The organism is Pseudarthrobacter adonitolis (genome assembly GCF_055412845.1).
In genome coordinates, this window is the sequence record NZ_JBVAYW010000001.1 from 246,803 (window position 1) to 263,117 (window position 16,315).

18 protein-coding genes are annotated in these 16,315 nt (G+C 61.8%); 6 read left to right on the top strand and 12 right to left on the bottom strand.

Annotated elements, in window-relative coordinates:
- The first annotated feature begins 36 nt into the window (after nt 1-36).
- From rpsM to ACZYZ4_RS01330, 5 genes are all read left to right on the top strand, one after another.
- Nucleotides 37-411 carry a 30S ribosomal protein S13 gene (gene rpsM, locus ACZYZ4_RS01310; protein ID WP_028275004.1) on the top strand — a complete coding sequence of 125 codons (375 nt, stop codon included), beginning with the start codon at nt 37-39 and terminating at the stop codon, nt 409-411.
- Between the two features lie 51 nt (nt 412-462).
- Nucleotides 463-864 (top strand): 30S ribosomal protein S11, encoded by a 402-nt coding sequence (gene rpsK, locus ACZYZ4_RS01315; RefSeq protein ID WP_018769149.1) that lies wholly within the window; start codon nt 463-465, stop codon nt 862-864.
- Between the two features lie 132 nt (nt 865-996).
- Nucleotides 997-2,007, top strand: coding sequence for a DNA-directed RNA polymerase subunit alpha (locus ACZYZ4_RS01320; protein WP_056344331.1), 1,011 nt, complete (start codon nt 997-999; stop codon nt 2,005-2,007).
- A 77-nt stretch (nt 2,008-2,084) separates the two neighbouring features.
- Nucleotides 2,085-2,771, top strand: coding sequence for a 50S ribosomal protein L17, sunset domain variant (rplQ, locus tag ACZYZ4_RS01325; protein WP_463857471.1), 687 nt, complete (start codon nt 2,085-2,087; stop codon nt 2,769-2,771).
- Between the two features lie 32 nt (nt 2,772-2,803).
- Nucleotides 2,804-3,697 carry a tRNA pseudouridine synthase A gene (locus tag ACZYZ4_RS01330; protein WP_463857473.1) on the top strand — a complete coding sequence of 298 codons (894 nt, stop codon included), beginning with the start codon at nt 2,804-2,806 and terminating at the stop codon, nt 3,695-3,697.
- A 56-nt stretch (nt 3,698-3,753) separates the two neighbouring features.
- Here the strand turns inward: ACZYZ4_RS01330 and ACZYZ4_RS01335 are convergent, their stop codons facing one another.
- Nucleotides 3,754-5,433, bottom strand: a complete 1,680-nt coding sequence (locus ACZYZ4_RS01335) for a sensor histidine kinase (protein WP_463857475.1) — start codon at nt 5,431-5,433, stop codon at nt 3,754-3,756.
- 253 nt (nt 5,434-5,686) lie between these two features.
- Between ACZYZ4_RS01335 and ACZYZ4_RS01340 the strand changes: the two genes are divergently transcribed.
- Nucleotides 5,687-6,466 carry a response regulator transcription factor gene (locus ACZYZ4_RS01340; RefSeq protein WP_463857477.1) on the top strand — a complete coding sequence of 260 codons (780 nt, stop codon included), beginning with the start codon at nt 5,687-5,689 and terminating at the stop codon, nt 6,464-6,466.
- A 28-nt stretch (nt 6,467-6,494) separates the two neighbouring features.
- Here ACZYZ4_RS01340 and ACZYZ4_RS01345 read toward each other — a convergent pair whose 3' ends face one another.
- The 11 genes from ACZYZ4_RS01345 to ACZYZ4_RS01395 all read right to left on the bottom strand — a co-directional run bounded on the left by ACZYZ4_RS01345 (nt 6,495) and on the right by ACZYZ4_RS01395 (nt 16,312).
- Nucleotides 6,495-6,959 carry an Hpt domain-containing protein gene (locus ACZYZ4_RS01345; protein WP_463857479.1) on the bottom strand — a complete coding sequence of 155 codons (465 nt, stop codon included), beginning with the start codon at nt 6,957-6,959 and terminating at the stop codon, nt 6,495-6,497.
- Between the two features lie 93 nt (nt 6,960-7,052).
- Nucleotides 7,053-7,937 (bottom strand): type II secretion system F family protein, encoded by an 885-nt coding sequence (locus ACZYZ4_RS01350; RefSeq protein WP_463857884.1) that lies wholly within the window; start codon nt 7,935-7,937, stop codon nt 7,053-7,055.
- A gap of 7 nt (nt 7,938-7,944) precedes the next feature.
- On the bottom strand, nt 7,945-8,877 hold the full coding sequence (locus ACZYZ4_RS01355; protein ID WP_463857481.1) for a type II secretion system F family protein: 933 nt from the start codon (nt 8,875-8,877) through the stop codon (nt 7,945-7,947).
- Between the two features lie 6 nt (nt 8,878-8,883).
- On the bottom strand, nt 8,884-10,437 hold the full coding sequence (locus tag ACZYZ4_RS01360) for a TadA family conjugal transfer-associated ATPase (protein ID WP_463857482.1): 1,554 nt from the start codon (nt 10,435-10,437) through the stop codon (nt 8,884-8,886).
- Nucleotides 10,438-11,634: a CpaE/TadZ family protein gene (locus tag ACZYZ4_RS01365; protein WP_463857484.1), complete on the bottom strand. Its 1,197-nt coding sequence runs from the start codon at nt 11,632-11,634 to the stop codon at nt 10,438-10,440.
- Nucleotides 11,631-12,401 carry a Flp pilus assembly protein CpaB gene (gene cpaB, locus ACZYZ4_RS01370; protein ID WP_463857485.1) on the bottom strand — a complete coding sequence of 257 codons (771 nt, stop codon included), beginning with the start codon at nt 12,399-12,401 and terminating at the stop codon, nt 11,631-11,633. The genes ACZYZ4_RS01365 and cpaB overlap by 4 nt, the downstream gene beginning before the upstream one ends.
- A 42-nt stretch (nt 12,402-12,443) precedes the next feature.
- Entirely contained in the window at nt 12,444-13,475 is a 1,032-nt protein-coding gene (locus ACZYZ4_RS01375) for a pilus assembly protein TadG-related protein (RefSeq protein WP_463857487.1), read from the bottom strand.
- Nucleotides 13,463-13,852, bottom strand: a complete 390-nt coding sequence (locus ACZYZ4_RS01380; protein WP_463857489.1) for a TadE/TadG family type IV pilus assembly protein — start codon at nt 13,850-13,852, stop codon at nt 13,463-13,465. Before ACZYZ4_RS01380 ends, ACZYZ4_RS01375 begins: the two co-directional genes overlap by 13 nt.
- Before the next feature lie 112 nt (nt 13,853-13,964).
- Nucleotides 13,965-14,216, bottom strand: coding sequence for a Flp family type IVb pilin (locus ACZYZ4_RS01385; RefSeq protein WP_463857491.1), 252 nt, complete (start codon nt 14,214-14,216; stop codon nt 13,965-13,967).
- A gap of 262 nt (nt 14,217-14,478) precedes the next feature.
- Nucleotides 14,479-15,357: a type II secretion system F family protein gene (locus tag ACZYZ4_RS01390; RefSeq protein ID WP_463857493.1), complete on the bottom strand. Its 879-nt coding sequence runs from the start codon at nt 15,355-15,357 to the stop codon at nt 14,479-14,481.
- 13 nt (nt 15,358-15,370) lie between these two features.
- A complete protein-coding gene (locus ACZYZ4_RS01395) occupies nt 15,371-16,312 on the bottom strand; it encodes a type II secretion system F family protein (RefSeq protein ID WP_463857495.1) in 942 nt (313 codons plus the stop codon).
- Nucleotides 16,313-16,315: the final 3 nt, after the last annotated feature.

Sequence of the window (16,315 nt, forward strand, 5' to 3'; positions counted from 1 at the left end):
CTACGACCTCCGGTTTATACAAGGAGTACTGCCAATATGGCTCGTCTCGCTGGCGTAGACATTCCCCGCGAAAAGCGGTTGGAAATTGCGCTTACTTACATCTACGGCGTGGGCAAGACCCGTGCACACGAAACCCTGGCTGCCACTGGCATCAGCGCTGACGTCCGCGTTAAGGACCTCACCGATGCCCAGCTGGTCGAGCTTCGTGACTACATCGAAGGCAACTACAAGGTTGAGGGTGACCTTCGCCGCGAAGTAGCAGCTGATATCCGCCGCAAGGTTGAAATCGGCAGCTACGAAGGTATTCGCCACCGTAAGGGCCTGCCAGTGCGCGGACAGCGTACGAAGACGAACGCACGTACCCGTAAGGGTCCGAAGCGCACCGTTGCAGGCAAGAAGAAGGCTCGTTAAATCCCTCGGGATTGACTCGTCTTCCCCCAATAACTTTCTGTAGGAGAAAAAATGCCCCCGAAGACTCGTGGCGCGGTTCGCAAGCCGCGTAAGAAGGACAAAAAGAATATCGCGCTTGGCCAGGCGCACATCAAGAGCACTTTTAACAACACCATCGTGTCCATCACGGACCCGAACGGCGCTGTTATCTCTTGGGCTTCCTCAGGTGAGGTTGGCTTCAAGGGCTCACGCAAGTCCACCCCGTTCGCAGCCCAGATGGCTGCCGAAGCTGCTGCCAAGCGTGCGCAGGAGCACGGCATGCGCAAGGTTGACGTTTTCGTCAAGGGACCGGGGTCCGGACGCGAGACCGCAATCCGCTCGCTGCAGGCCGCTGGCCTGGAGGTTGGCTCCATCCAGGACGTCACCCCCGCAGCGCACAACGGCTGCCGTCCGCCGAAGCGCCGCCGCGTCTAAGGCTTTTCCAGCAGCTTGAGCTTGCCCGGACCGTCAATGGTCCGGGCAAGCCCAGCCGCGTTAAGTCTTCAGACCGAATTTCCACCCCCTGTGTTGCGTCATATAGCGGATGCTCGCCGAAAGGAAACCTAAGTGCTCATTGCACAGCGCCCCACCCTCTCCGAAGAGGTCGTCTCCGATAACCGCTCGCGTTTCATCATTGAACCGCTGGAACCCGGCTTCGGCTACACCCTCGGAAACTCCCTCCGCCGTACCCTGCTCTCCTCCATCCCCGGTGCCGCTGTAACCAGCATCCGGATCGATGGCGTGCTGCACGAGTTCACCACGGTTCCGGGTGTCAAGGAAGATGTCACTGAGATCATCCTGAACATCAAGAGCCTGTCGGTTTCCTCCGAGCACGACGAGCCGGTTGTGGCTTACCTGCGCAAGCAGGGCCCCGGAGTCGTCACCGCCGCGGACATCGCTCCGCCGGCCGGCGTCGAATTCCACAACCCGGATCTGCACATTGCCACGCTGAACTCGAAGGGCAAGTTCGAACTCGAACTGACCATCGAGCGCGGCCGCGGCTACGTTTCGGCAGCTCAGAACAAGTCCGGCGACTCCGAGATCGGCCGTATCCCGGTCGACTCGATCTACTCGCCGGTCCTGAAGGTTACTTTCCGCGTGGAAGCAACCCGTGTTGAGCAGCGCACCGACTTCGACAAGCTCATTGTCGACGTCGAGACCAAGCAGGCCATCGCCCCGCGCGATGCTGTTGCTTCCGCAGGTACCACCCTGGTGGAACTCTTCGGTCTGGCCCGCGAGCTGAACACCGCAGCTGAAGGTATCGAGATTGGCCCGTCGCCGACGGATGCTGCCCTGGCAGCAGACATGGCACTGCCGATCGAGGATCTGGACCTCACCGTCCGTTCCTACAACTGCCTCAAGCGTGAGGGCATCCACACCGTGGGTGAACTCGTTGCACGCTCTGAGGCTGACCTCATGGACATCCGTAACTTCGGTGCGAAGTCCATTGACGAGGTCAAGGCAAAGCTGGTTGAACTGGGCCTGTCCCTCAAGGACTCGCCTCCCGGTTTTGACCTCGCAGCACGCGCCGCAGCAATTGAAGAGGACGACGCCGCCTTCGGCGACGACGAACTCTAATAAACAGATCTTGGCCGGCTGGCTGGATGCACCACGGTGTGCGCAGCCCACTGGCTTCCATATGAGGAGAAACTATTATGCCTACCCCCGCTAAGGGTCCGCGCCTCGGAGGCGGAGCGGCTCACGAGCGTCTTATGCTCGCGAACCTGTCCGCCGCACTGTTCGAGCACAAGCGGATCACCACCACGGTGACCAAGGCCAAGCGACTGAAGCCGTACGCCGAGCGTCTGGTGACATTCGCCAAGCGTGGCGACCTGGCTTCCCGCCGCCGTGTACTCGGCCTGATCAGCAACAAGGGCATCGTCCACGAGCTGTTCACCGACATTGCACAGGCAGTGGAGAACCGCGACGGCGGCTACACCCGCATCACCAAGATCGGCAACCGCAAGGGCGACAACGCTCCCATGGCTGTCATCGAACTGGTTCTCGAGCCGGTTTCCGCCAAGCAGGCCGTTGTGGCCGAGGCTACCCAGGCTGCCGCTAAGGCTGCTCCGGTTGCTGAAGAAGCTCCGGTTGCCGAAGCTGCTGAGACCGAAGCTGCTGAAGCCAAGTACGCCGGCTCCAAGCCTGCTACGGCTGACAACGTTGCCCCTGAGGGCTTCGAGGTCAAGGGCAACGAGGACTCCATGAAGTACCACGTTCCCGGCTCACGCTGGTACGACGCCACGGTTGCTGAAGTCTGGTTCGACTCTGCAGAGTCCGCCGCAGCCGCAGGCTTCGTGCCTGCCGGTGGCGAAGCTGCACAGGCCGTCGAAGCTGAGTAATCAGGCTCTGACGCTCCAGTAGACTTATGTCTATGAACGACCAAAAACCCGCTGCCCCCGTTTTGGGGGGCGGCGGGTTTTTGCGTGTCCGGTTTGATTTATCGTACGACGGCGGCCCCTTCAATGGGTGGGCAGTGCAGCCGGGATTGCGCACCGTCCAGGGCATCCTGGAAGAGGCGCTGGCGTTGTTGATCCGCCGGCCCATCCGGGTCACCGTGGCGGGACGCACCGACGCCGGCGTGCATGCCCGCGGCCAGGTGGTCCACCTGGACCTGACTGAGGCCGAGTGGCTGAAGCTGCCGCGCGGTCATGAACTGGATCCTGCCGTCGCGTTCCTACGGCGCATTCGTGGCGCACTCAGCAGGGGGCTGGGGGACCTGACCGGGGCTATCGAGGTTCACCTGGTGTCCTTGGCACCCGTAGGGTTCGATGCCAGGTTCTCTGCACTCTGGCGGCGGTACAGCTACCGCATCGCTGACGGACCCGCCCTGTGGGATCCGCTCGAACGGTACTTCACGCTCTGGCACCAAAGCCCGCTGGACGTGGACCTGTTGAACGCGGGTGCCGTGCAGCTGCTGGGCCTGCAGAACTTCCTGTCCTACTGCAAGCCGCGGGAGGGTGCCACCACTATCCGTGAGCTACAGCGGTTCGAGTTCCACCGCGGTGAGGACGGCGTTATTGTGGCCACGGTCCAGGCCGACGCGTTCTGCCACAACATGGTGCGGTCACTGGTTGGCTCAGCCCTGTTCGTGGGGGAGGGCATCGAGGCGCCTGGCTGGCTGCATGAGCGGCTGCTGGCCAAGAAGCGGGACGCCAAATCCGTCCTGGCCGCCCCGCACCCGCTCGTCCTCGAGGAAGTGGCCTACCCGTCCGACGACGAGATGCTGGCGCGTGCTGAGCTGACAAGGGCGGTCCGCAAGCACTGAGCTGTGGACGCCATCGACTGCTCCGTCAGCGCCCTTTTGGGCCTTGAAAAGGGCCCCTATGGAGCAATCGATGGGGGTGCCGGGGTTTCGACGGGCAGGGTAATGGTGAACGTGCTGCCGCCGCCCAAGTCGCTGGCGCAGGTGATGGCCCCGCCGTGGCGTTCCAGGATGGTCTTGGTGATGGACAGGCCCAGCCCGGCACCGGGGATGGCTGCGTCCCGGGCCGACTCGGCGCGGAAGAACCGGCTGAAAACCTTGGCCGCATCCTCCGGCGCCATGCCCATCCCCGTGTCCTGAACAACAAGCTTGACCCAGTCCTCGGTGCCGGCTGCGCTGATGGTCACAGTGCCGCCGTCGGGGGAGTATTTGATGGCATTGGACACCAGGTTATCCAGTGCCTGGCCGATCCGCAGCGGGTCGGCGTAGGCCCACAGCGGGGCGGGCACGTGGGCCACCAGGGCAACTGATGACCGTTCCGCCTGCGCCTGGGCTGAGCCGATGCTGGTCTCCACGAGGCCGGAAATGTCGGTGCGTTTCGGGTGGACATTCAGCGCGGCGGACGCCTCGAGCGTCAGGTCCGAGACCAGGGCAAGCAGCCGTTCGGAGTTTCGCTGCACCACGGCCAGGCGCTGGACCGTAACGTCGGGAAGTCCGTCGCTGTCCTCGAGTACCAGGTCGATGTTGCCCAGGATGGAATTGAGCGGGGACCGGAACTCGTGGGAGACGTTCGAGACCAGTTCCTCGTTCGCGGCCATCGCTTCAACCAGCCCAGTCACGTCGCTGTAGACAACCACCGCTCCGGTGAGGCGGCCGCCGTCGTCCCTTAACGGCCTGGCGGCGGTGGACACCGCGCGCTGATGCGGGATATCGCCGATCCAGACGAGATAGTCCGCGAACGATTCACCCTCGATGGCGCGCCGGAGGGGACGTTTGCCCGACGGCAGGGGAGTCACTTTGTCCTGGGCGAAAACCCGCTGCTCGCTGTGGTCGGCAGGCACGACGCCGGCGGGTGCGGCGGACTGTTGCCAACCCCGCATCATGTTGTTGGCCAGCAGTTGGTCGCCGTTCGAATCGACGGCAACAATGCCGACGTCGGTAGCGTCCAGGATGGTCATCAGGAGTTTCTCGCGTTCCCGGCTCGCGGCGAGCAGCTCCCGCAGGTCCTGGCCCATGGCTTGCAGCTCGCGCTGCTGGACGCGCATATTGACGCTGGCGAAGCGGATGGCGAGTGAAACAGCAAGCATCACCAGCGGGAAAAGAACGAGGGCCGTGATGTCGGCAGCCGTGATATTGGGCAATTTCGGGGCTGTTGAGGGAACCATGATCAGAAGCGGTCCCAGCGCGCTCAGCACAAGGCTGGTCCGGACGAGCATCCCGGAAGCGGCGAGCCAGATGACCGGAAACACCGCCAGGATTGCCAGTCCCGGTAGGAGCGGCGCGGCGCCGTTGCGTAGGAGTCCCACCGCGAGAAGGTCCAGCACTGGAATGATCAGATAGGCACTATGGCGCATGCGCTCCCAGGGCATCAGGAAACATGCTAGGAAGAGGACGGCGTGCAGTGCGAGTCCGGCAAGGTAGAGGGGGCTGGACAGCAGCGATGGCCAGCCGACGGGTGTCATCACGCCAATGGCGGTGACAATCAGGGACAGCGGAAGCTGGCACAAGGCCACCTGAGTGCGAGGGCCGAGCTTCCTGAAGTAGAGGGCAACTCCCCGGGGCGAGGGACGTCGAGCCATACGGGGTCTCCAACTTTCCTGACGGCCCCCATTCCGTCCCCAATGAATTTATGCGCCCGAATTCCTGAAGGGCGGCACAGTCAACCTTCTGAATCCTAATGTGCTGCGTTGTTATGGTAATTGACTTTCCAAAACTAAACGCGGGAAGCGTGTCATCCGCCGTTCATACTTGTACCGTATAGAGAGTTGGAGTGGACGAGGGGATTAGCGCTGGGCTGATGGGGGCCTCTTCCACCTGGCAACAGGGATAGACATGGAAGATCTTGGGGTAGCAGTAGTAATTGAAGACGACGCCGACGTGCGGAATCTCCTGGAGGGGATCCTGCGTCAGGCCGGATTTGAGGTCCATACTGCCGCCGAGGGCCGGGCAGGCGTTGAGGCGGTACGGCACAACAAGGCCCAGGTGGTCACGCTGGACATCGGCCTTCCGGACATTGACGGTTTCGAGGTCCTGCGGCGGATCCGGAATTTCAGCGATGCCTATGTAGTCATGCTGACCGGCCGGACCGAGGAACCCGATCTGCTCTCGGCGCTGAACGCCGGCGCGGACGACTACATCGCCAAGCCCTTCCGGCCGCGTGAACTCCGGGCCAGGGTGGCGGCCATGATGCGCAGGCCGCGCCATGAGATCACCACTCCACCCGAAGCTGCTTCATGGGCTTCACCTCCGGCCGCGCCGGTAACCTTCGCCCACACGGGCGTTCTCCAGCACAACGGGCTCATTCTGAACTACCGGACCCGCACGGCAGTGATTGGTGAGGTCAACGTCGGGCTCACGCGCAGCGAGTTCGATCTCCTGCACACTTTGCTCCGCGGCGAGGGGGTAGTGTGCACGCGGTCCGATCTGGTGCGCGCGGTCCGGGGTGACCTTTATGAGGCCGATGCCTATATCAGTGAGGCTGACGAGCGGGCCGTGGAAGTCCACGTGGGGAACCTTCGCCGCAAGCTTCGGGAGGATCCGCAGTCACCGCGCTGGCTCCAGACCGTGCGGGGAGTGGGCTACCGGCTCGCACCGCATAGGACCGACCTGTAGGGCTGGCCGGGGGCTGAACACTGAAGGGCTAATCGTTTTTCAGGATGTAGTTCGCCTGGAGCTCTGAGACTGTACGCACGCCGTTCTCGGCCACGCCTGCCAGAAGTGCCTGGCCCTGGACGAAGTCGCTGCGGCGGATGGCGTCCTCCAGCGCTTGGGCCAGAACGGACAACCGGATCCCGCCCACCATGGCAGAGGTGATTCGCAGGCTGACGACGGCGTCCAAAGCAGCGGGGCGGTCCTCGGTGTGGACGGCTGCGGCCAGCCGGCTGAAGCGCTGGTCCCACAAAGACGCGTAATCGCGCGCGAATCCTAGGGCAAGTTCCGGGCCGTCCAGTTCTGCTTCCAGTTCCGCCAGGATGTCCGGTTCGACCCAGCGAGTGGCCTCGTTGCCCGCTTGGTGCAGTCCGGGACGTGCGTCCGCAACAGACCCTGCAGCCGACGGCCCGGCATGGACGCCCCCGCTGCTGGAGGTGGGTCGTGGACTATCCATGCTTCAAGGCTACTTCCTGTAGTTACTTGGGAGTCCGGTTTCGGTCGATCCTGTGGAAAACTTGAGTCATCCTTGACTTTGCGTATCGCGCTGTCATTGCCCACTGAACGTGACAACCGTGTTGATAACAGCGGGACCGAGAATTGCGATAAAGAGCACGGGAAAGATAAAGAACAGCAGGGGAAAGAGGATCATGACGGGGAGTTTCATGGCCTTTTCCTCGGCGCGCTGGCGGCGTTTAACGCGCATGACCTTGGCCTGTATCCGCAGCACCCGGCTGATGGCGATGCCGTAGGTGTCGGCCTGGACCACGGCCTGCACGAAGCTTCGCAGTTCCGGGATGCTGGTCCGCTCGGCCAGTGCCTGGTAGGACTCACGCCGGCTGCGGCCCACCTGCATGTCCTGCAGGGTGCGGACCAGTTCTTCGGCCAGCGGTCCTTTGCCGTTTTCGCCCGCGCGGGCCATCGCCCCTTCGAAGCCAAGGCCGGCTTCCACCGAGATCAGCATCTGGTCCAGGGTGTTGGCCAGTTCCAGCTGCATAGCCTTCTGGCGTTCCATGCCCTTGCTGTAGAGCAACAGGTCCGGGATGAAATAGCCGAGGAAGAGGAGGAAGAGGCCCGCGAGCTTCATGATGGGCGTGGTGCCGACGGCGCTCAGGTAGAGGCCGAGGGACGCGCCGGCTATGCCGAGGGCGATCTTGGCGCCGAGGACCTTTTCTAGTGGCATCGACAGCGGCCTGCCGGCAAGTGACAACAAGCGATCAAGCTTGCGGACGTAGGCCGGGGGAGTCAGGCGGTAACCGATCCCGGCCACGAAGCCAGTCGGTTTTTTGTCCACCGTCTCAGGAGCTCGGTGGCCCCGGGTAAGGATGGCTACGGTGGCAGTCCGAGCCTTCCGATCAACGGAAAGGATGGACCAGGTCAGGTAGCCGATGGGTACGGAAACCAGCAAGAGCGAGGAAATGATCAGCGGACTCATCATCGCCTCAGAACTTCAGGTCAATGATTTTGCGCATCCACAGGCTGCCGATCGTCATGAGCACAACGGACGCGCCGATCATGCCCCAGCCCAGCGGATGGGTGAACATCGAGTTCATGTAGCCGGGGTTGACGGTCATCAGCATCAGGACGATGCCAAAAGGCATGGCAACGAGAATGTAGGCGGAGAATTTCCCCTCTGCGGCGAGTGACTTGATGTGCCCCTTGATCTCGCTGCGCTCGCGGATGGTTTCATTCACCTGGTCCAGCACTTCGGCCAGGTTTCCTCCCACCTCGCGGTTGATCTGGATGGCCTGGGCAATCCAAACGAAGTCTTCGTTCCGCATACGTTCCGACGTGTCCGTCAGGGAGGCCAGCAGATCGCGTCCCAGGCTGGTCTCGGTGACCACACGGCGCATCTCTTCAGATGTGGGGCTCTGGGACTCGGCCGCAGCGGCATCAATGGCCCGCAGGATGCTGTGTCCTGCTCGAAGCCCGCCGGAAAGCAATTGCAAGGTGTCGCCAAGCTGGGCGTCAAACTTTGCCCGTCGTTTCCCGGCAAGGAAACCAAGCACAAGGTGCCCTACGAACGGCGCCAAGACAACCAGCAGGACGGAGATCACGGGTAGGCCGATCACCATTCCCACGAGTGCTCCCACAGTTGCGCCAGCAATGACCAGCACCATGTATTCGGTTTGGCTGAAGCGGACGCCGGCGTTCTCCAGCGCCTCGCGGTTGTAGAGCCGGACGTCCCTGGTTCCGAGGAAGCGGTCCAAGGCCCCTACCGTCGCGTCTGCTAGCCGGGTAAGGTTCGACGGCGGATCCGTCTGAAAGGGCCGGCGCCGGTCGAGCGCGATCTCGGGAGTACGCGGCAGCACCAGCGCCACGCCCACCATGATGGGGGCGAGGAAAAGGAGAGCCGCTCCAATGATGATCAACATGCGGTCCTACGCCTTTCCGCCGCCGGTTGGGTTCGCACCTGCAGGACCCGGACCGGCTGGGGTGGCGAACACGGACGGCGAGACGTGGATTCCGAGGTCCTCGAAACGGTCGATGAAGCGTGGCCGGATGCCCGTTGCCACGGGCTTGCCCAGGAAACGCCCATGCTGGTCAACGCCGGCGGAGTAATCGAAGACAAACGCGTCCTGAAGCGTCACGATGTCCCCTTCCATCCCTTGGACCTCGGTCACGTGGGTGATGCGGCGTGAGCCGTCGCGCAGGCGTGAAATCTGGACAATGAGGTTCACGGCGGAAGCGATCTGCTCGCGGATGGCGCGCAGCGGCAGGTCCATGCCGGCCATGAGCACAAGGGTCTCCAAACGCGCGACGGCGTCGCGGGGCGAGTTGGAGTGCACGGTGGAGAGCGAGCCGTCGTGGCCGGTGTTCATGGCCTGCAGCATGTCCAGTGATTCGCCGCCACGTACCTCGCCCACCACGATGCGGTCAGGGCGCATACGCAAGGAGTTCCGGAGGAGCTCACGGATGGTGACTTCACCTTTGCCCTCGGTGTTGGGCGGGCGGCTTTCCAGCCGGACCACGTGGTCCTGCTGGATCTGGAGTTCCACCGCGTCCTCGATGGTCACGATCCGTTCATTTGCCGGCAGGAAAGAGGACAGCACATTCAGCAGGGTGGTTTTTCCGGTGCCCGTTCCGCCGGACACGATGATGTTGAGCTTGGCTTTGACACAGGCGTTCAGCAGTTCTGCCATCTCTGGAGTGAGTGTGCCGAAATCGATGAGGTTACGGACGGTGAGGGGCACCTTGCTGAACTTACGGATGGTCAGCGATGAGCCGCCAACGGCCAAGGGAGGGATCACCGCATTGACACGGGAACCATCTTCCAAGCGGGCATCCACCAGGGGAGAGGACTCGTCAATGCGGCGTCCCACCTTCGAGACGATGCGTTCAATAACCTTGCGGAGGTGCTCCTCTGAGCTGAACCTGGAATCCGCCAGGGTCAGATGCCCTTTTCGTTCCACGTAGATCTGGTCCATGCGGTTGACCATGATTTCGGTAACCGCCGGATCGTCCAACAGCCGCTGAAGCGGGCCAAAGCCGAGAACATCATCGGCCACGTCCTGGACCAACCGTGTGCGCTCTTCGGCGGAGAGCGGGACCTGCTCTGCGTCGATGATCCGCGTGAGCTCTTCGCGGGCAGAGGACTTCAGTTCATGCTCCGTGATGGCGGAGTCGTTGAACCGGGCGCCCATATGTTCAAACAAGGCCTTCGCTGCCCGTTCCTTAAGGGCTGCGAAAACATCGACAGGCTTTTGGAGTTTCGGCTTCGTCTCTTCTAGATGTGTTTGCGCGGGGGCGACGGCGACGGCAGGCGGTGCCGTCGTCGTCCGTTTTTGCTGGGTCTGTTCCGACCACTGCACGCGCTGAGGCTGAACCTCCGGCCGCGGGATATCGAGCGTAGGCGCTGAAGCCTTCGTAGAAGCAGGCTGGGCAGTTGGCTGAGACTTCGCCTGCGCGGCGCTGATGCGCTCTGACAGTTTCATTTAGACCACGACCCTTCGGTGCAGTTTGCGCTGGGATTTTGCCCGCCAGGCAGGATTGAAGCGCTCCACGAGTTGGTTGAGTCCCTTGACGGCCGGGTCTTTCACCGGTTCTTGGAGCACTGGGATCCCGCGGTTTGTGGAGAGGGCCACCGCCCTGGAGCGTGGGATGCTCACATCAATGGGGGACCCGATAGTTGATTCGAGGTCCTGGACGGTGAGGCCGTTCTTGGAGTCAGCCATGTTCAGCACCACATGGCGGGTATCGGGAAAGATATCCAGCTGGCGCAGGACGTCCAGCCCGGAACGAAGTCCCCGCACACTGGGGATGTCCATGCCGCTGACCCACACCACGTCTGTGCACTTTTCCATGGCCGCCAGCCCAATCTCGGGCAGCCCTGGCGCGGTATCCACCACTACGTACTGGAACTGCTCGGAAAGCTGCTCCAGGAGCCGGCTGATCTGGTCGGGCGTGATTTCGTCCGCATCGACGGGGGTGGGGGGAGCGCAAAGGGCGTAGATGCTGCCCGGATGCACCGTGAGGAAGGCCTTGAGGACAAGGGAATCTTGGCTTGCGGCCGGAGAGACTGCGTCGGTGACCGTATGTTCGGGGTCCAGATAAAGGCCGGAAGCCAAGTCACCGAACTGGAGGTCCAGGTCCACGATCACCACGCTCATGGGGGCGATCTTTCCCAGCCCGATGGCGATGTTGGTGGCAATGGTGGTTTTGCCCACGCCGCCCTTGGGGGAGAAGACGCCGATCACCAGGCCCTTGTTGCCTTCAGGCACCTGCTGGGATGCGAGCGTGCGGTTGCGGTTGGCGAAGGACTGGCTGGCGCGCTCCAAGAGGACCCGCAGCTGGGCGGCGTCCGAATCGGGGGAGGCGATGTCCTTGATGCCTGCCCGCATGGCGTGCAGGAGGAAGTCGGGCTCGGGTTCGGCGGCCACAATCACGCCGAGCTCTGGGAAGCTGACGTTCAGAACGGTAGCGAAACGGAGTGCCTCATCCAAAGGCACCTCGGGTCCCAGGATCAGGACCTCCGGTTGCTCTTGGTCCAGGCTGGCGAAGAGTTGGTGCGGGTCAGCGGGCAGCGTGCTGGTGAAGAAAGTCTGCACACCGCCCTGCAGGCCACCGGCGACTGCCTGCCGGAGGCGGGAATCGAAGTCGACGTCAGGGGTGATGAGGACGAAGCGGCTCATTTGTAGAGGTCCGATTTCAGCATGATGCGCGGCCCGCTGTCCTTGGCGTCAAGGGGTTCCCTGCTGAGCCAGATGGAGGCGTACTCGGCAGCGAACACGATCTTGTTCGCGTTGATGTCGTCCACAGCGACGGTGACCATCAGCAATCCGGTGGGAAGGTTCACGTCACGGGGATCGGGCGCCGGCGCGTCGGTTGCCGTTGGTGCCGGCTTTGGAGTGGCTCCTTCCGGCGCTCGCTGGACGGCGGTCACAAGGGCTTTGTGGATCGAGAGCTGGACGGTCTCCTTGTCAGACTTCGCTTCAACGCCCCCGCTGGGCATCGAGATGAAGATGCCAACATGGTCGCCGGGCGTCACCCGGCCGCCAACAACCCTCTGTGGCTCCAGCTGGAAGGAGATTTCCTGCAGGCCCGCCGGCACCGGCACTGAGCCCGAGGTCTTCAGTTCTTCGGGAGAGACAAGCCGTTCGGCCAGAAGCTGCTCGCCAGGGACAAGGTCTGCGGCAGTTACTTTTCCAACTGCTCCGTCCAGGGTGTTCAGGGCCGTTTTCGCGACGGCGGTGCCCGGCAGTTGCTCCAAGGCCACGGCTGCCTTCAAAGTCTCCACCGATGAGCCGGCGGGCACTGCCTTGCTGACCACGAGAACCCCTACCGGATCCAGGCCGCTGACCGCCCGCTGATCGGCTCCCTGAGCGTACGAGACAACGATGACCGCCCCAACGATGGCCAGCAGGACTGCCACCACTCCTGCCAACAAACGTGACTTCACTGACTGCTCCTGTATGTTTCGAAAATCATGGTGTTGTCTGTGCTAACCGCTGAGTGCGACGACGGTGGCGCCGTCCGAATTTATCGGGCCCAAGGTGTAACCATTGGCTAAGGAGACGTACTTGACGAATGTTCCGATGATGCCGCGGCATGGTTCCCTGCATTCCAAGGCTGACGGGACGTCCGGGGATCGATTACGAAAGGTATAGGGAAGGCCCGTGTTGCCAACTTTCCACCCGGCGACTTTGAACGCGGCGAAGGTGGTGAGTCCGAAAATCGCATTTGTTCCGGTGCCGGTCACTTTGTTGAAGATGGGCAGCAGGACGATGACGTCTTTGCCCGCATTCATGTCCGCCGCCCAGGAATTCAGCGTGGTCTCACAGTTTGGTGGGGCATTGTTACCGGTATCGCCGCCGGCAGTGCTGGTGGCAATGTTGATGATCGCGCCGCACTGGCCGGGATCCTGTTTGAGTTCGCCGAACCCTCCTTCCACCGCGGCGCCTGACGGTCCGTAATTGCAGTCGGTGTTGGCGTTCTTCCCGTGTAATTGGAGGAGCTGCATCACGTCAGTCTTGTTTCGGACCTGGCAAACGGAAACTGTGATGGGGAACGGTGTGGGTCCTTTTTCCGGGCTTCCCCAGTGGACAGTTGCCGGGGCGTTCACCTCGGCGGTGTTCATTCCCAAGGCCCGGGCGAAGAAAAGGGACACTTCATTGGGGGAGTGACCGGCCTCCTGAGCGGAAGCCGTCACGGTTACTGTCCGGGCAGATTTGTCCAGTACGGCGGACTTGATGTTGCTGAGGCCGTCAACCGCGTTACGGCCGGCGAGCCCTGCTGCCAGTGATGATGTAGCAGAGCAATCCGGATTACTGTCGCTCTTGGCGCACTTCTGGGCAATGGCCAGGGCCGCCGCGTCGGCTCCATTCCGGAGCTGGGTCCGTTCGGCGTAAAGCATGCTTACGTCCACGGCAATAGCACCGAAGCCCAACAGTGCCACCAACATGATGGCGACGATGACGCTCACGGCGCCGCGTTCGCGGTCGTGGTCAACAAGCTTGAACGTCAGCCGCCGCACAGCATGGCCCCCTTGCCTGTCATGGAGAACGGGCCTGCTATGCCCGTCATGGTGGACAGGCTGTAAGTGATGGTGACCGAGACCTGCGGGCTTGAGCCTGCGGCGGCCGTCACCGGGCACGGCGTGCCAAAGCTGATGTTTGTATCCTGCAGCGCCGGGCTAAGCGATACGGCTGCGTTTTTGGCCGCCGTTTTGGCTACATCTTGTTTGCCTGTGATGGCCATAACGCGGACTCCCTCACGGGCCGCTGCCGCGAGTGAGGCCTGGGCGTTGTAGGCCCGGCTGAACTCCATGATGCCCAGCAGCAGCATCACCAGGACGGGTGCCACGATCGCAAACTCGACCGCGACGGCTCCACGCTCGGATGCCCTGGACATGGTGGTGCCTTTCAATACAAGAGCTGGGTGGGAAAACAGAGTGGCGGCGGCTAGATCGCCGCCGCCACTCTTACGCCTGGTGGTGCGCTGGACGCCCGGGAGCCTCGTCGGACTAGGGGGCGGGCGTGCAACTCGCGTCGGCTGCCGTAACACCTGTGGAGGCCGGAACAGCTTCATTAAAGGTACCGCCGGTGACGGAACACTGAACTTGGGTGAACATATCACTCAGGGTGGTGCCAAGGAGCGTCACGGCGACGATGATGACAACGGCGATGAGCGCGACCATGATGCCGTACTCAACAGCGGTTGCGCCCTTTTCTTCGCTGCGAAGGCGGATCATGAGGTTGGTGTAGAGAGAAAGCATGGGGACTCCTGAGCGAGTTTTTGGGTGGCTGGTCCTGCACCAGCTCAATCACGAAACTAGCAACGCTTGATGTGATGTTGATGAGATCTTGCAGCATCCTGCGCCAAGACTTCTTTGGTTGCGCTTTTCCTTCCCTTTCCCTTCGGAAATCCTGTGCTGATGCTGCGGAATGAGGTTTAGCCGGGCAGGCAAACGGACCCCCTCGGTTCTGGGTTCCGAGGGGGTCCGGTATTGGGGGCGCCGAAGGGCGCGGTGGGAAGTGCTAGCTGAATGCCTCGATGATGTTAAGGACGGCAGGCCCCAGTAGAACAATGAACAAAACCGGGAAAATGCAGAGGAGCAGCGGAAAAAGAACTTTCACAGGGAGTTTCATCGCCTTTTCCTCGGCCCGCTGCCGGCGCTTTACGCGAGCCTGCTTGGCTTGCGTCCTGAGAACCTTTGCGATGCCGATTCCGTACTTGTCAGCTTGAACTACCGCACGGACAAAGCTACGGAGATCCTGCACGGAAGAGCGGTCTGCGAGGGCCTGGTAGGCTTCCTGCCTTGGTCGACCAACTTGGATGTCCTGGAGGGTGCGCGTCAGTTCCTGAGCGAGCGGTCCTGTGCCATTGTGTCCCGCCCTGGCCATGGCCGTTTCGAAGCCGAGTCCCGCCTCCACGGAGATCAGCATCTGATCCAGCGTATTGGGCAACTGCAACTCGATTTCCTGCTGACGCTTGATCCCCTTGTTGTAGATCAGCAGGTCGGGCAGAAAGTACAGGAAAAGGGTCAGAAACAGGCCGATCCCAAGGTTCTTCGTTGAGGGAGAGCCACTGAACAAGATGAATCCGACGACAGCACCTGCCAACGCCAGCGTGGGTTTGGCCGCCACCAGTTTTTCCAGAGACATGGATTGCGGGCGGCCAGCGAGGGATAGCCAGCGATCAAGCTTGGCTGCGTAACCGACGGGAGTCATTTTTTTCGAGATGTACAAGAGAGCTGGCGGTCGGCGGACGTTCGCGCTTCCGGCCTGGCTTAGGCCGTGCCCCAAGTTCGTTTGGACGGCCAGGAGCCCTTTTCGGTCAGCCGTCACGAGGGCCCAGGCAAGATAAGACAAAGGGAGGACAACGGTGGCAATGATGAGCCATCCTATTGGAGTCATGATGTGCGCCTTCCTAGAACTTAATCTTGATAATGCGGCTCATCCAGAAGCCGCCGACGGCGAACATGATGAGACTCGCGACGAGCATCACGATGCCGAGGAGCTCGGTGAAGAAGACGTCCGTGTACCCAGGGTTTATGAAGCTGATCATGATAGCGACGACAACCGGCATGGCCATCAGTATGTAAGCGGACATTTTCCCTTCGCCACTAAGGGCCCTCACCTGCCCCTTGATCTCGCTGCGCTCGCGAATTGTTCCGGCTACCTGCTCAAGTACTTCCGCCAAGTCCCCGCCGACCTCGCGGTTGATCTGGATGGCTTGACCGATCCAGCGGAAGTCTTCGCTGTCCATTCGTTTGGAACACTCGTCTAGCGCTAGTTGCGCGTCCATACCGATGCGGGTTTCGTTGACGATTCGTGTCAACTCTTCCGATGTCGGCGCGTCGGCTTCAGAGGCCGCGGCTTCGATGGAACGCATAATGCTATGCCCCACCCGCAGGCCGCCGATGAGCATTTGAATGGTGTCCGTTAGTTGCGCTTCAAACTTTCCACGTCGTTTGTCTGTCATGACGGATAGGTAGGCCTTAGCTACGAACGGAATCGCCACGGCCAGCAGGACACCAATAACGCCATTGGTCAGGAGCGTCCCAAGTACTCCCCCGACAACCGAAGCGACCACGACCGAAACAGTAAATGTTGCCGGGTCCGTTTTTACCCCTGCGTTATAAAGCGCGGCCCGGTTGTAGGGCCCTCCGGAATCACCAATCACACCATCCACAGCGGTGACAGCTGTCTGCGTGACCCTTCCCAGCGCAGACTGGTCGGGCTGCGAACCCGGCCTTCTGCGTTCGATCGGTATACCGCTATGGCGCGGTTGGAGCACCACGAGAAAAAGTACAAGCAATGCGCACAGGCAGATGAACGTGGCGACAATGAAGATGACTGGGGAATCCATGCC

Excerpts from the sequence above, each read along its gene's own strand:
- ACZYZ4_RS01335 (WP_463857475.1), bottom strand. The coding sequence starts at position 5,433 with ATGGCTCGACGTCCCTCGCCCCGGGGAGTTGCCCTCTACTTCAGGAAG.
- ACZYZ4_RS01390 (WP_463857493.1), bottom strand. The coding sequence starts at position 15,357 with ATGACTCCAATAGGATGGCTCATCATTGCCACCGTTGTCCTCCCTTTG.
- rplQ (WP_463857471.1), top strand. The coding sequence starts at position 2,085 with ATGCCTACCCCCGCTAAGGGTCCGCGCCTCGGAGGCGGAGCGGCTCAC.
- ACZYZ4_RS01340 (WP_463857477.1), top strand. The coding sequence starts at position 5,687 with ATGGAAGATCTTGGGGTAGCAGTAGTAATTGAAGACGACGCCGACGTG.
- ACZYZ4_RS01385 (WP_463857491.1), bottom strand. The coding sequence starts at position 14,216 with ATGCTTTCTCTCTACACCAACCTCATGATCCGCCTTCGCAGCGAAGAA.
- rpsM (WP_028275004.1), top strand. The coding sequence starts at position 37 with ATGGCTCGTCTCGCTGGCGTAGACATTCCCCGCGAAAAGCGGTTGGAA.
- ACZYZ4_RS01395 (WP_463857495.1), bottom strand. The coding sequence starts at position 16,312 with ATGGATTCCCCAGTCATCTTCATTGTCGCCACGTTCATCTGCCTGTGC.
- ACZYZ4_RS01380 (WP_463857489.1), bottom strand. The coding sequence starts at position 13,852 with ATGTCCAGGGCATCCGAGCGTGGAGCCGTCGCGGTCGAGTTTGCGATC.
- ACZYZ4_RS01365 (WP_463857484.1), bottom strand. The coding sequence starts at position 11,634 with ATGAGCCGCTTCGTCCTCATCACCCCTGACGTCGACTTCGATTCCCGC.
- ACZYZ4_RS01350 (WP_463857884.1), bottom strand. The coding sequence starts at position 7,937 with ATGAGTCCGCTGATCATTTCCTCGCTCTTGCTGGTTTCCGTACCCATC.
- ACZYZ4_RS01345 (WP_463857479.1), bottom strand. The coding sequence starts at position 6,959 with ATGGATAGTCCACGACCCACCTCCAGCAGCGGGGGCGTCCATGCCGGG.
- ACZYZ4_RS01360 (WP_463857482.1), bottom strand. The coding sequence starts at position 10,437 with ATGAAACTGTCAGAGCGCATCAGCGCCGCGCAGGCGAAGTCTCAGCCA.
- rpsK (WP_018769149.1), top strand. The coding sequence starts at position 463 with ATGCCCCCGAAGACTCGTGGCGCGGTTCGCAAGCCGCGTAAGAAGGAC.
- ACZYZ4_RS01330 (WP_463857473.1), top strand. The coding sequence starts at position 2,804 with ATGAACGACCAAAAACCCGCTGCCCCCGTTTTGGGGGGCGGCGGGTTT.
- ACZYZ4_RS01355 (WP_463857481.1), bottom strand. The coding sequence starts at position 8,877 with ATGTTGATCATCATTGGAGCGGCTCTCCTTTTCCTCGCCCCCATCATG.